At 33.4% G+C, this 13,948-nt stretch carries 16 protein-coding genes; 9 read left to right on the forward strand and 7 right to left on the reverse strand.

Annotated elements, in window-relative coordinates:
- Positions 1-34 precede the first annotated feature (34 nt).
- Positions 35-2,701: a TonB-dependent receptor gene (locus V1468_RS02725; protein ID WP_331808719.1), complete on the reverse strand. Its 2,667-nt coding sequence runs from the start codon at positions 2,699-2,701 to the stop codon at positions 35-37.
- A 120-nt stretch (positions 2,702-2,821) separates the two neighbouring features.
- Between V1468_RS02725 and V1468_RS02730 the strand changes: the two genes are divergently transcribed.
- The 4 genes from V1468_RS02730 (at position 2,822) to V1468_RS02745 (ending at position 6,378) form a co-directional block, all read left to right on the forward strand.
- On the forward strand, positions 2,822-3,847 hold the full coding sequence (locus V1468_RS02730; protein ID WP_278005429.1) for a LacI family DNA-binding transcriptional regulator: 1,026 nt from the start codon (positions 2,822-2,824) through the stop codon (positions 3,845-3,847).
- A gap of 47 nt (positions 3,848-3,894) precedes the next feature.
- Positions 3,895-4,689: an undecaprenyl-diphosphate phosphatase gene (locus V1468_RS02735; RefSeq protein ID WP_331808720.1), complete on the forward strand. Its 795-nt coding sequence runs from the start codon at positions 3,895-3,897 to the stop codon at positions 4,687-4,689.
- Positions 4,686-5,396 (forward strand): tRNA pseudouridine(55) synthase TruB, encoded by a 711-nt coding sequence (gene truB, locus V1468_RS02740; protein ID WP_331808721.1) that lies wholly within the window; start codon positions 4,686-4,688, stop codon positions 5,394-5,396. Before V1468_RS02735 ends, truB begins: the two co-directional genes overlap by 4 nt.
- Positions 5,397-5,643: 247 nt before the next feature.
- Positions 5,644-6,378 carry an energy transducer TonB gene (locus V1468_RS02745; protein ID WP_331808722.1) on the forward strand — a complete coding sequence of 245 codons (735 nt, stop codon included), beginning with the start codon at positions 5,644-5,646 and terminating at the stop codon, positions 6,376-6,378.
- Between the two features lie 49 nt (positions 6,379-6,427).
- Here the strand turns inward: V1468_RS02745 and V1468_RS02750 are convergent, their stop codons facing one another.
- The gene (locus tag V1468_RS02750) at positions 6,428-7,045 is read right to left on the reverse strand and encodes a thioredoxin family protein (RefSeq protein WP_331808723.1); all 618 of its coding nucleotides are present in this window, start codon (positions 7,043-7,045) and stop codon (positions 6,428-6,430) included.
- Positions 7,046-7,189: 144 nt separating this feature from the next.
- Here V1468_RS02750 and V1468_RS02755 point away from each other — a divergent pair, with 144 nt between their 5' ends.
- The 3 genes from V1468_RS02755 to V1468_RS02765 are packed head-to-tail and all read left to right on the forward strand — an operon-like array spanning position 7,190 to position 9,003.
- Positions 7,190-7,753: a DNA-3-methyladenine glycosylase I gene (locus V1468_RS02755; RefSeq protein WP_331808724.1), complete on the forward strand. Its 564-nt coding sequence runs from the start codon at positions 7,190-7,192 to the stop codon at positions 7,751-7,753.
- A 1-nt stretch (position 7,754) separates the two neighbouring features.
- Positions 7,755-8,333, forward strand: a complete 579-nt coding sequence (locus V1468_RS02760) for a hypothetical protein (protein WP_331808725.1) — start codon at positions 7,755-7,757, stop codon at positions 8,331-8,333.
- Positions 8,320-9,003: a DUF2490 domain-containing protein gene (locus tag V1468_RS02765; RefSeq protein ID WP_331808726.1), complete on the forward strand. Its 684-nt coding sequence runs from the start codon at positions 8,320-8,322 to the stop codon at positions 9,001-9,003. Before V1468_RS02760 ends, V1468_RS02765 begins: the two co-directional genes overlap by 14 nt.
- Here V1468_RS02765 and aat read toward each other — a convergent pair.
- From aat to V1468_RS02780, 3 genes are all read right to left on the reverse strand, one after another.
- Positions 9,000-9,623, reverse strand: coding sequence for a leucyl/phenylalanyl-tRNA--protein transferase (gene aat / locus V1468_RS02770; RefSeq protein ID WP_331808727.1), 624 nt, complete (start codon positions 9,621-9,623; stop codon positions 9,000-9,002). The two genes, V1468_RS02765 and aat, sit on opposite strands and share 4 nt — an antisense overlap.
- A 310-nt stretch (positions 9,624-9,933) precedes the next feature.
- Positions 9,934-10,311 (reverse strand): DUF3127 domain-containing protein, encoded by a 378-nt coding sequence (locus V1468_RS02775; protein WP_331808728.1) that lies wholly within the window; start codon positions 10,309-10,311, stop codon positions 9,934-9,936.
- Positions 10,312-10,354: 43 nt separating this feature from the next.
- Positions 10,355-11,224: a flavin reductase family protein gene (locus V1468_RS02780; RefSeq protein WP_331808729.1), complete on the reverse strand. Its 870-nt coding sequence runs from the start codon at positions 11,222-11,224 to the stop codon at positions 10,355-10,357.
- Between the two features lie 123 nt (positions 11,225-11,347).
- Here V1468_RS02780 and V1468_RS02785 point away from each other — a divergent pair, with 123 nt between their 5' ends.
- Both V1468_RS02785 and V1468_RS02790 read left to right on the forward strand, forming a co-directional pair.
- On the forward strand, positions 11,348-12,508 hold the full coding sequence (locus tag V1468_RS02785; protein WP_331808730.1) for a sensor histidine kinase: 1,161 nt from the start codon (positions 11,348-11,350) through the stop codon (positions 12,506-12,508).
- Positions 12,509-12,589: 81 nt separating this feature from the next.
- Positions 12,590-12,949, forward strand: coding sequence for a hypothetical protein (locus V1468_RS02790; RefSeq protein WP_331808731.1), 360 nt, complete (start codon positions 12,590-12,592; stop codon positions 12,947-12,949).
- Here V1468_RS02790 and V1468_RS02795 read toward each other — a convergent pair.
- Positions 12,942-13,334, reverse strand: a complete 393-nt coding sequence (locus V1468_RS02795; RefSeq protein WP_331808732.1) for an HIT family protein — start codon at positions 13,332-13,334, stop codon at positions 12,942-12,944. The genes V1468_RS02790 and V1468_RS02795 overlap by 8 nt on opposite strands.
- A 103-nt stretch (positions 13,335-13,437) precedes the next feature.
- Entirely contained in the window at positions 13,438-13,911 is a 474-nt protein-coding gene (gene greA / locus V1468_RS02800; RefSeq protein ID WP_331808733.1) for a transcription elongation factor GreA, read from the reverse strand.
- Between the last annotated feature and the right edge of the window lie 37 nt (positions 13,912-13,948).

Raw genomic sequence — 13,948 nt, forward strand, 5'->3', positions numbered from 1 at the left:
AGAGGCCAATGCTTTGCTACTCAATCAATCAATCTTAAAAATTAAACGTTGTTGTTATAAAAAATCGTCGTGGTAGAATTGGTCTTCCCAGGAAAAATTCACCGTCATCAGATTGTCCTGCAATTCCGGCTCTTGGATTACCTTCAGTAAGACCCTGACTATCAAACAAATTAAATACTGAAAAACCGACTCTAAGTGAACTATCTCCTTGGGTTTCGAATGTATAACCAGCTCCTAATCTAAATATTGAAATAGCATCTAGCTCAACATTATTAGTATCATCTGTAAACTTAGAGCCTGTATGATTTACTGAGAATACTGCATCAAACTTTTGATTATTATAGTTTAACCCTAATGTTCCAAGCATGTTTGGTTGTCTTGCCAGCTCGTTACCAACATTAACCTCTGAAGAGGTGTTATCTACTAAGTTTTCTTGTAAATTTTCAGTTATCTCGTGGTCTTGGTATGTAAACGTAGCAAAAGCAGAAAGATCATCATTAAATCTATATTTAGCTGTCGCCTCTAAACCAAAAGTTCTTGTTGCTTGGGTAGAACGTGCCTGATCTACAAGCTCACCACCAACTATAGCCTGAGTAATTTTAATTCTGTCACTTAAACCAACATAAAACAATGCAGCTGTCCCAGAGAATTTAGACGTTCCAAACTTTGCACCTATTTCTCCTTGTAATATCTTCTCCATATCATACTCAGTATCTCTAATACCTGGCACTGGTGCAAATCCTCTTAATTGTGGAATAAAATATCCTTTAGAAAAGTTTGCATAAAGATTTGTAGATTCTGTTAACTCATACAATCCAGCTAATGACACTGCCCAATCTGTAGCGTCAACTTCACCTGTTGTAAAACTACCGTTAGCATATCTTACAGTGCTTAATTCTGTTGTTAAATCTGGGTTATCGTAAACTTGTGTGTCTGTTAAACCTCCATTTCTAAAAGTACCTTTAGTATTTTCAATTCTAAAGCCAACATCAAATCTCCATCTATCAAATTTCATTTCATCTGTAATGTAAAATGCTGTTCTACTCTGAGTTAAAAATCTATTTGATGTCATACCAATTCTATTGTACAACCCACCTTCTGAATAAACAACATTAGCACCACCTGCATCTGTATAACTTAAGTTTACTAACTGTGGATTATTATTAAATTCTGATAAAACTCGGTACTGATAGTTAACATCTTCGGCCTCTGTTCTTGCTAAATACACACCTCCTGTAAAGGTATGATTACCACCTGGTGCATTGTAAATAAAATTAGCCTCACCTGAATAATCCGTCATAGGACGTAATCTATCTATATGTAAGTTTTCTACAACTAAATCACTGCCATTTATTTGGTCTGTAGAGCCACCTTGGTAAGTTGCACTATATCCTGTATTACCAGGTGCAACTTCAGACACGTAATCCGATAACGAAATTGGGTTTCCGTAATCACCATTACCGCCAACATATAACGCAAAATTGTGTTGGTAATTTGCGTATCTAATTTTTGATTTAAACTTTAGATTATCACTTAAGTTATAATCAAAATCTGCTAATAAATAACCACCTTTTGTATAAACACCGTCATCTATTGGGCTTTCATAAACACCTCCAGGTGTTAAAAAAGACGTATTAGCTAATTCACCAGACAATAATTGCTCTACATCATCGCCATCATTACCTGCTATACGCTCTCTAGATCCACCCTCTAGAGGCAATGGTAAAAAGAATTGTGCACGATCATTTATAAACTGCCCATGAACAGTTAAAGAACCATTTTCAAACTTTTGTTTAATATTTGCTCTTAATTGAAATCCTCGTGTGTCTAAACCTGTTTCTATAGGACCACTATCTTTTCTTATGAAACCAGTTACAGCATAAAAGGTATTAGAGTCTTCACCTCCCAAACGTCCTCCAGAATAAAAATCTGTTTTAAGCCTTCCTCTATTGCCGTATTCCATATTAATAATATTCTCTGCATTAGTATCACCTGTTTTGCTTGTATAATTAATCATACCAGAAACAGAACCTGGACCATAAAGTATAGAAGCACCACCTCTAACAAATTCTACGCCTTTAAAACCAATATCTGGTCTTGCATATACATCATGCGCAGAAGAATTTAAGCCAAACGTACTCATTAGAGGTACTCCGTCATACATTAAAGGATTAAAAACATATTGTCCTCCAGAAGGTAAACCTCTTATAAATAAATTTGTTGCAGTTTCACCACCACCACCTTCAGCGGTAATACCTGGTACACTTCTTAAAATGTCTGCTTGACTGTTAGCAGAAAGCTTCACAATTTCGGCTTGCTTAATAGCAGTAATAGACATTGGTGTATCTTTTTGAGATCTAAACGTAGAAGAGGCTGTAAGCACTACCGCATCTAAAGCATTGCCACCTTCTTCTAAAACAATATCTAAATTAATAGTAGAGCCATCACAATTAATGACTTTTTCGAAGGTTGTAAAACCTACATAAGAAACCTGAATGGTTTGCTCACCAGATAGATTAGTGGTAAAATTAAAGTTACCATCAAAATCTGAAATTGAACCAGAAGCGCTGCCTTTTATCAATACGTTAGCACCTGCAATAGCAACACCTGATTCGTCTAATACTTTACCCTTGACTTCTGTTTGCGAAAACAAACTAAAAACACTGAAAGCGAGTAAAATTGAGAGTAGTAATTTTTTCATTGGTTTATGTATTTGTTATTTTTTCATAAATCTATTAACATATTCATAACATTATTGGATAAAATTTATGAAATTTGCACGCAAACGTTTGCGAAAACGATTGCATAAATTATTAAACAAATGAAAAAATCGATTCCAACTCTAAAAGCCATGGCAGAACAACTTGGATTATCCATTTCAACTGTATCCCGTGCTCTTAACAATCATCCAGACATCAGCTCAGAGACCAGAAAACGGGTTCAGGCCTTGGCGTCTGAAGTGAATTATATTCCTAATATCTTTGCTAAAGGTTTTAGAGCTCACAAAACAAATATCCTTGGAGTTGTGGTACCTAACATTACTCATTACTTTACTACCACACTAATAAGAGGCATATTAGAAGAAGCATCCTTGCGTGGCTATAGAGTAATTGTTTCAGAATCTAACAACGATGTTGTAAAACAAACAGAAATGCTAAACACCATGATTCAATTTGGAGTTGATGGTGTACTTATGTCAATCTCAAAAATGACACGCGATATTGATTCTATTTTAAAAGTAATGCACACTTTACCACTTGTTTTATTAGACAAAGCTTCGAACAAAATACCTTGTACCCAAGTGGTTATAAATGAAGAAGAAGCTGCTTACAATGCCGTAGAACATTTAATTAACATAGGTAAAAAGCGTATTGCCATTATTAAAGAGACGCAATTTTCTTATAATTCTGAAAAACGTTTTGCTGGTTACCTTAGAGCTCTTAAAGACTATAATTTACCAATTGATGAAAAAATAATATTAACAGTAGAAGATATTTCACTTACCCAAGGTGAGCAAATGACCAATATTTTAATGAGTTTAAAAGAGAAACCCGATGCCATTTTTGCAATAACAGATGGTGCTGCAATAGGTGCTATTAAAACTTTAAAAAAACATAAAGTAAAAATTCCTGAAGACATCGCAGTGGTAGGATTTAGTAACTCTCTCAACTCTACTATAATTGAACCACAGCTTACAACAGTTGACCAACCTGGACAAAAAATTGGTGCAACAGCAGTCAAATACCTTATTCAGGAAATTGACAACCCTAATGTAGAATTAATAAATAAAACCATTGAAGTAAGGAGTAATCTTATTATCAGAGATTCTACACTTAGCATAAAATAAAAATTTTATATCGTTATACACTTTATCAATTTTGATACATTTGTTGTATGGAAATTATTGATGCTATTATCTTAGGGATTGTACAAGGACTCACAGAGTTTTTACCTGTATCCTCCAGTGGTCATTTAGAATTAGGAAAAGCCATTCTTGGCGACAATTCTTTACCAAAAGAAAGTCTATTATTTACAGTAGTACTACACTTTGCAACTGCACTGAGTACTATTGTTATTTTTAGAAAGGATATTCTAGATATTATAAAAGGTATCTTAAAATTTGAATGGAACGAAGATCTACAATTTCTATGCAAAATTATAATCTCTATGATACCTGCTGTAATCGTTGGTTTATTTTTTGAAGAACAGCTCGAAGCCCTTTTTAACGGCAACATTTTACTTGTTGGTGTTATGCTAATTGTTACTGCAATTCTACTATTTATGGCAGATAGAGCTAAGGACACCAACAAAAATGTAACGTTTAGTAATGCATTTGTTATTGGTATTTCCCAAGCTATTGCCATGTTGCCTGGTATTTCTCGTTCAGGTGCTACGATTTCTACGTCTGTACTTTTGGGCAATGACAAAACCAAGGCTGCACGTTTTTCATTTTTAATGGTAGTTCCTTTAATTTTTGGAAAAATTGCTAAAGATATTTTAGGAGGTGAGATCACTTATGATAGCGCAAATTTCACAACATTAGGTATTGGTTTTATAGCTGCTTTTGTAGCAGGATTATTTGCTTGCAAATGGATGATTGCTTTGGTAAAACAAAGTAAACTCACTTACTTTTCTATCTACTGCATCATAGTCGGTCTTATTGCAATAATTTGGTCATTAGCCTCATGAAAACTTTAGAAGATTACAAAGATGGTCAGGTTTTATTAATTGATAAACCGCTAACCTGGACTTCATTTCAAGCCGTAAACAAACTGCGTTGGGCCATTAGAAAAGCCTACGCTATTAAGAAAATAAAGGTTGGACATGCTGGTACTTTAGATCCGCTTGCTACTGGTTTATTAGTGATTTGCACTGGTAAAATGACCAAACAGATCAACACCTTTCAAGGTCAAGAAAAAGAATACACAGGTACTTTTGTTATTGGTAGTACGACTCCTTCTTATGATTTGGAAACTGAAATTGATGCTACCTTTCCGATAGAGCATATTTCGGAAGACTTAATTCACGAAACAACCAAACAATTTATTGGTAAAATAGAGCAATTTCCACCTGTATTTTCAGCCATAAAGAAAGATGGTAAACGCTTGTACGAATTTGCCAGAGCAGGTGAAGCTGTAGAAATTAAATCGAGAGAAATTGAAATTTCTGAATTTGAGATTACTGAAATAAATGCACTTGAAAATTCAATAGAGCTTAATTTTAGAGTAGTATGTAGTAAAGGAACTTACATTCGATCGCTTGCACATGACTTTGGAAAAGCCTTAAACTCTGGAGCACATCTATCGGTTTTAAGACGTACACGTATTGGTGAATTTAAGATTGAAAATGCACTAAGTCCTGAGGATTTTATAGCTACACTTCCGCTAGATCAATGATTTAACAAGACATAAATTTTTGTCAGTTATAGTGAATTTCACGATTGAAGTAAGTGAGATTTACATCGAAAACAAGAAAATTTCTTTTGTAACTTTACTTCTCGACACAAAATTCTTTTCAGAATTTCACTAGAAGTGACGACTTAACCTTATACATCATTCAAGTTAATAAGGGTTTAGTTAGTGCGATTTAAACTTTTTCGTAGTTTTATTCGTATATCTAAACACAAGATTTAATCATAAGTTTTTGAAATTTATAGAACGATATAAAGCAGGTATTATCACATTTCTTATTTCTGGAATTGTGGTGTTAGCTATGTTTAGTTTTCAACTAAAACAAAATAGTAAACTCATAACTGAAAACTTTTATGAGATTGAACCTGAGCCTGAAATCACAAAAGAAGACCAAGAATTATTTGATGCTATAGACGGCAAATCTACCAACAAAGCCTTTAACGAAGACCAAGAGTACAAAGAAATGATGCGCAATTTCAAAACTATGAGTGCTAATGATTTTGAACGCACAACAAAAGCTTTGGAAGAAGCCAAAACAAATGATATTACAGAAGAAACCAGCATTACCAAATCGTATGCCAACAGTAATGCTTATGCATTAAACTCTGAAGAAACCGAATCTTATAAAAAACTTCAGGAAGAATTAAACAAGCGTTTAGAAAATAAAAAAATAGCAGACGAACACGCTAAAACTAAAAGTACACTTACTTATTCTCTAGTTGGTAGAACCATGCGAGACTATGATATTCCGCGTTACTTATGTGAAATAGGTGGTAAAATCGTGGTTAATATAACTGTAAATGCAAAAGGCATCGTTACCGATGCCACTATTAATGGGTCTTCAAATTCCAACAACCAATGTTTAATAAATAGCGCTTTAGAATATGCTAAAGAAGCTCTATTTGATACTTCTAGCAAAACCAAACAAATCGGAACTATTACATTTTTGTTTAAAGGAAAACGTTGACTTCGACTACGCTCAGTCACCAATTCAATTACGTTCCGTCAGCTATACTTTAACCTAAAAGTTTAACCAAATCTTCAATTGTAGATTGCCCTTTATCCTTGTTGTACCAACGCTGCAAATCTTCTTTAAATTCTGGTGTTAGTTTTCCATATTGCGCTTTGTAAACATTAACCATTTCTGTGGCTATTGAAGGTCTTGGCCCAAAAGTATCTAGTACTTCTAATGTTTTATTATCAATGGCAATTAATTTTGGTATAGCTTTACCTCCATTGGTTAAAAACTGATTCATTAAATCTTCATTCTCATCTCTTAGAACAATTTTTAAATCAATGTTAGCATTTTGCTCTGCAACTTTATTAATTACAGGCATTATATGGGCAGCATCACCACACCAACTTTCGGTTAACACTAACCAAGTTACATTTTTGGTGTATGCAGTAATTTTTTCAAAAGAATCATCAGATAACCTAACTGTCTTATCCCAACGCTTCATGCGTCTATCATTCATTTTTGTATATTCTACCAGTGCTTCTGTTTTATCATTACCAGTCGTTGATTGTTGTTCAACAAGAGCGGCAACTAAAGTTCGGTATTCATGGTAGTTCATTGATTTATTTAAACTTTCCTTGATGATATCTATAATCATTGTGTTTTCTAAAATTTCCATCGTGGTAAAACTAATTGGTTTATAACTCAGTGATGTTACTGTTTTAATTTTTTTTTGATTTTCAGTATACAAAAATAGTGCTGATAGCACATAAATTATGTGACACTTGTTACCTTAGTAGCATAAAACTCTAAACCTTACAAAATGACAAAACACAGATGCGGTTGGTGTGTTGGCGACCCGCTTTACGAAGCCTACCATGATCAAGAATGGGGAGTTCCTGTTTATGATGATGATACGTTATTTGAGTTTTTAATTCTTGAAACCTTTCAGGCTGGTCTGAGTTGGATTACTGTTTTACTCAAGCGTGAAAATTTCAGAAAAGCTTTTGATAATTTTGACTACAAAAAGATTGCAAACTATAAACAAGATAAAATTGAAACTCTTCTTCAGGACAAAGGCATCATTAGAAATAAATTAAAAGTAAATGCTACAGTAACCAACGCAAAAGCTTTTATGAAAATACAAGATGAATTTGGTTCGTTTTCAAAATATATTTGGGATTTTGTAGATGGTAAACCTATAAAAAACAGTTTTAAAGATTATAAAAAAGCACCTGCAAATACACCTTTGAGTGATGCCATAAGCAAAGACCTTAAAAAAAGAGGTTTTAAATTTGTTGGTACCACTGTAATCTATGCACACATGCAAGCTACTGGTATGGTTAATGACCATGAAGTATCCTGCTTTAGATATAACGAAGTTTAAAATGAAAACAAAAACACTCCTCGTTTTAATGTTTATTAGCCAATTCGTTTTTAGTCAAACTAAAAATGAAAAGGAAGAACGCATTACTAAATCAGAATTTCCAGATGCAGCTATTGCGGTTGTAAATAATCTACCAGAGAACTGTAAACGTTTAAAATTCTACAAAGAAACCGATGGTAATAAGCAAAGTTTTGAGGTAAAATTCAAACACAAAAGAAAGCGCTACAGCCTAGAGTTTTCTAAAGATGGAGTTATCGAAGACCTAGAAGTTCTTACCAAATTCAAAACTATAAACGAAGAAAAAAAATCTAAAATTGAAGGTTATTTTAAGTCTAGTTTCAATAAATACAAACTTATAAAAGTGCAAAAACAATTTGTCTATAATGAAGAATTAGGTGCTTTGACTTTTGTCAACGATGTATTAGATAATACCTCAACTGAAGCACCAAACTTTGAAATTATCGCCGAAGTTAAAACAAACAAAAAACGTGATATTAGAGAGTTTACCTTTGATGAATCTGGCATATTTGTAAACTTCAGAATTTTAAAACCAACCTCTTACGAGCATGTCTTATACTAAAACACTTTTAGTTTTATTGGCATGTTTTGCAAGCCTTAACTTGTTGTTTTCTCAATCTGATTTTGAAGGTTTAGGTGAAACGAGTTTTGCCATAAATACAGATATAAACAATAATTACAAAGTTAACTTTGCTATTCGCTCTCGTTATTATTTATACCAAGAAGACAATTTTAGTTTTGAGAACAGACAACTCGATTTTGTACATTTTTCAACATTAAACTTAGATTATAATCATTCTGTTAGTTTTGGTATACAATACCGAATAAGGGAATCTATAGATGGAGGCAGTAACGAGCTACGTTTAACGCAACAGTTTAATTACACAAAAAAAAACGAAGCTTTACGATTTGGACACCGAATACGATTTGAACAACGAATTTTAGAGAATTTAACCATATTAAGATCACGATATCGTTTTGCTTTAGATTTTCCTCTTAATGGTGAAAAATTAGATATTGGCGAAGCTTATTTTGTGGGTTCTATGGAAGCACTATTAAGCAATAGTAAACATGAAAAACCAGAACTAGACCATAGAACAACGACTCAATTAGGATGGCTAGTTTCAGAAAAAATAAAGCTTCAATTTGGTGTAGAATATCGATTTGAAGCCTTTAATCTTAACACTGAGCAAAAGCTCTTTTTGTTAACTTCTGCAATTCTCAAGATTTAGAGAAACTTTAAAAACTTAGTTCTCGGAATATTTTTCGCACCTAGGCTTTCAAGATGTTTAGTATAGACTTGGCAGTCTATTAACTTATAGTTAGACTCTTGTACAAATGTTATAAATCCAACTTTGCTAGCGTTACTTACTTTAGTAAACATACTTTCCCCACAAAATATATTATTACCTAAATCGACACCATAAAGTCCGCCTATAAGTTTGTGGTTCTGCCACACCTCAACTGATTTTGCATATCCTAATTGATGTAATTTAAGATAAGCTTCAATCATTTTTTCTGTGATCCATGTACCATTTTGCCCTTCGCGTTTTGCTAAGGCACATTCTTCAATAACCGTTTTAAAGTCTTTGTTAACAGTAACCTTAAATTCATTCTTCTTTAAAATTTGTTTCATACTCTTTGAAATTTTTAACTCTTCAGGAAAGAGCACAAATCTTGGATCTGGCGACCACCACAATAAAGGTTCTTCGTCATCAAACCAAGGGAAGATACCATTTGAATAGGCGTAAATTAAGCGTTCTGAAGACAAGTCTCCACCAATGGCCAACAAGCCTTCAAAAGAGGCTTCAGACACATCAGGAAACTCTATTTTGCTAGTTAAAAAGTGCATTACTTAAGCTTTTTAGCGATTTTTACTGTTAAATAAAGGGCTCGGTTTTGATAGTATAAGAATTTTATTGATATTTGACCTGATCTTTATTAAATAAATTTTTTGTTCATCATTGCTTTTTTTTAAGTTTGTTTGTGAAGATCAAAACCTAAAACCACAATACTAAGTCCCAATTAACCATTGGGACTTTTTTATTTGATAATCAACACTTAATCTATTTCGGGTCAATTTCTACAATTTGTTATGATACTAAAAAAGACTTGCTTTACAAAAAACAAGTCTTTTCAATTTTATTAAAATTCTTTCTTATTTAGAAAGGTAAGTCATCATTATCATCATCATTTAAATCACTTACAGGCTCAAATGCCTCTGTTGGTGGTACAGGTGGCATATCTCCACTTGGTGCACCAGCTTGTAATGCTTCTATTCTCCATCCTTGGATTGAGTTAAAATATTTAGTCTCTCCTTGTGGATTTACCCACTCACGTCCTCTAAGGTTAATATTAACTTTAACCTGTTGTCCTACTTGATAGTTATTTAATAAATCTGTTTTGTCCTGAACAAACTCAATCATAATATGTTGCGGATATTGCTCTTCTGTTGTTACGACAACTTCTCTTTTTCTAAACCCATTGCTTCCAAAAGTTTGAGTCTCTCCAATCACCTTAATACGTCCTTGTACTTCCATTTTTGTTTAATCTAATTTTATTTTCCTTCTATATTAATTGAATTTACGAAAGTAATAACTTCCATGCACTTTCTACATCTCCGTAGCTTAAATAATTTCTTGCCAGCTTATGTTTTTCTCTGTGTGTTGCAGTTTTTATATCTGGGTAACGCTCACTAACATCATTCACAAACTGCTTAACAGCATCTTCAGTTGGTAATATGTCTACATTAGCCAGCATTCCTAAGTCGTTACCAGTTAAAATCATGCTGTTTCTAATATGCTCTGGTAAATTATCCACTCCGATTCCCAATGCTCGTAGTGGTTTTGGGATTTCAAAAAATCCACTTTTAGCTCTACTATAATAACTACCTCCTGCTCTAGCAACCAAGTCTAAAGCTTCTTGATTTACTGTATGGTCTTCATTCATTACCTCTTCTGAAATATGAAGTTTTACAACCTCACAAATCACCAAATTTCCTGCGCCACCTTCAGTGCCTAACTTTACAATCTCATTAACTTTACATTCCATCTGAATTGGCGATTCAGCCACTCTAAAGGGCTTTACTTCGTCTGAAGCTAACATCGTTAAACCTGCTTTTTCAAACTCATTAACACCTTCAGGATACTCCGTGCTGCTTAAAGACATTTGGTGTACAATATCGTAATTCACCACATTAATCACTACTTCACTTACAGCTTCAACATTCTCTAAAGTATGCTTAGTTGTATTATCTCTAACACGTCTTGCTGGAGAAAAAATTAAAATTGGTGGGTTAGCACTAAATACATTAAAGAAACTGAAGGGTGACAAATTAGGATTACCATCTTCATCAATTGTACTCGCAAAAGCAATAGGCCTTGGTGCCACTGCACTTAGCAAATAACCATGTAATCTACCTGTTGAAAGGTCTTTGGGATTGTATGAAATCATGTAGCTTGCTGATTTTCACCAAAGATAATTATATTGCTTCGCTGATAAAAATGTTTTACTGTTGTATCTAAACAATATTATTAACAGTTTTACATTATATTTAAAAAGTAATTGCAATAACTAATGACCTTTAGCTCAAACCGAAATCTGATTCGTTGGATTATTATTTTCTCTTCTTTCATTATTGTATCTCTCATTCTTTGGAATACATATTCCTTCTTTCAAAAATTTAAGGCCGAGGAACGCGTAAAAATCAAAACCTGGTCTGTTGCACAAAACAACTTTTTGAGAAGTATTGATGATTTAACTGCTGATGTAGACCCTGTAACTACGCATGTACTTACCGAAACAACAACTAGTACTCCAATGCTAATTATAGATAAAAAAGGAGATGTAAATAACCATATAAATCTTAATGAAGAAAAGCTGAAAGACACAACCTATATTAACTATCTTATAAATAAATTTTCAAGTGAAAATGAGCCTATAGAAGTCGTGTATAAAGGAGAAGTTTTTCAAACTATTTATTATGGTAATTCGCCGCTACTCAAAAAAATAGGATACTATCCTTTAGCTTTACTCCTAATTATTTTACTTTTTGCCGCTGTGGTTTATTTCTTTTACAGAAGTACCAAAACCGCTGAGCAAAACAAGCTTTGGACTGGTATGGCCAAAGAAACAGCCCATCAAATCGGAACTCCGCTTTCTTCTTTAGTAGGTTGGACAGAAATTTTGAAAACCGAAAAGGTAAATCCGGAATATATTGCCGAAATTGAAAAAGACATTGACCGTCTGCAAACAATCACAGATCGTTTTAGTAAAATTGGTTCTGCGCCAACTTTAGAAACTTTAGATCTGGTTGAAGTTACGACCTCATCTTACGAGTACTTAAAGAGTAGATCTTCAAAGCTTATCAATTTTGAAATTGAACATCCTGATAAAGAAATTCTTGTGAATCTTAATGCGCAATTATACAGTTGGACGATTGAAAACTTAGTAAAAAATGCTATTGATGCCATGAAAGGTAAAGGGGATTTAAAACTAAGTATTACTCAAGTTGAAAAACAAGTATTTGTAAATATCACAGATACTGGCAAGGGCATTCCTAAGCAACTATTTAATAAAATATTTGAACCTGGATACACCACAAAAAAACGAGGTTGGGGACTTGGTTTATCTTTAGCCAAGCGTATAGTTGAAGATTATCATAAAGGAAAAATAAAAGTTGTTGAATCTGAAATCGGCAAAGGCACAACCATACAAATTACTTTAAAAACAATTTAAGCTAAAAGAGGATAATTAAACAAGAAACTTCTCTTAAACAATTCATAATAAAGGATTTAAAAAAATAGTTTAATTTTGGGTATGGGTTCATCAAAATACTTTACGCTAAAAGAAGCTAGACTGAGCAACAACTGCCCAGAGTGCTACTCTAATGATGGTTTAGAAATTACCTTTAAACAAAAGCTGACTGAAAACATCTTTTATAAGGCAATAACATCTGAAACCACTTTGCAGATGCATTGCTATAGTTGCAATACCACAATTTTTCCTGTACGATGGACGGATGATATAGAACGCGTCGTAGAATATCAACAACGCGCTGTACAACCCAGACCAAAATCTATAAAGCTAAAACCACTAGCGTGGGCATTCATCTTTTTTGATTTGCTGATTGTAACTGCTGTCATCTTATATGCTACAGGTGTGATTTCCTTTAGTTAAAGTTATCGGCTATTTTTTTGGCAATAGTTTCAAACTCTTCTGACGTCAATTTTTCTTTATGGGTAAAACGTGCATTTTCCATAGTATGAAGTGGTATTAAATGTACATGCACATGAGGCACTTCTAATCCTATAACAGACATACCTATTCTTTGACAAGGTATCACTTTTTCCATAGCCAAAGCCACACGTCTTGAAAACTGCATTAAACCCATGTAAGTGACTTCGTCTAAATCAAAAATTTTATCAACCTCTTTTTTAGGTATGCAAAGTGTATGGCCTTTAGAATTAGGATTAATATCTAAAAACGCAAAAAACTCGTCGGTTTCTGCAACTTTGTAAGACGGAATCTCTTCGTTTATTATTTTTGTAAAAAGTGTGGCCATTATTAGGGATTATATCTATTCTATAAATATAAAAAAGATTCCTCGATAAAGGAATCTTTAATATTGTTATATAAGTTGAGATTTCTGCCTTCGCAGGAATTTGTTATCTGGATATCTCTAAAATATCAAACTTCAATATACCATTTGGCACCTGAATTTCTGCTACATCACCTACAGATTTACCCAACAAACCTTTACCTATCGGTGAGTTTACAGAAATTTTTCCTGTAGCCAAATCGGCTTCACTCTCTGCAACTAAGGTATAAGTCATTTCCATACCGTTGGTTTGGTTTTTTATCTTCACCTTAGATAATGCCAATACTTTAGAAGTATCTAGTTGAGACTCATCAATAACACGAGCATTTGCTAAAGTTTCTTCCATTTTAGAAATTTTCATTTCCAGCATTCCTTGCGCTTCTTTAGCTGCATCGTATTCAGCATTTTCACTCAAATCTCCTTTATCTCTTGCCTCAGCAATGGCTTGTGATGCTTTTGGACGCTCTACATCCTTAAGATGATTTAACTCTTCTCTTAACTTTTTTAATCCTTCTGCTGTATAATAAGATACTTTACTCATAATTCGTTCGTTTTAGATACTGTAATCTCTCGTGCTA

The sequence above is a fragment of the Winogradskyella poriferorum genome (genome assembly GCF_036553625.1).
Lineage (GTDB): Bacteria > Bacteroidota > Bacteroidia > Flavobacteriales > Flavobacteriaceae > Winogradskyella > Winogradskyella poriferorum.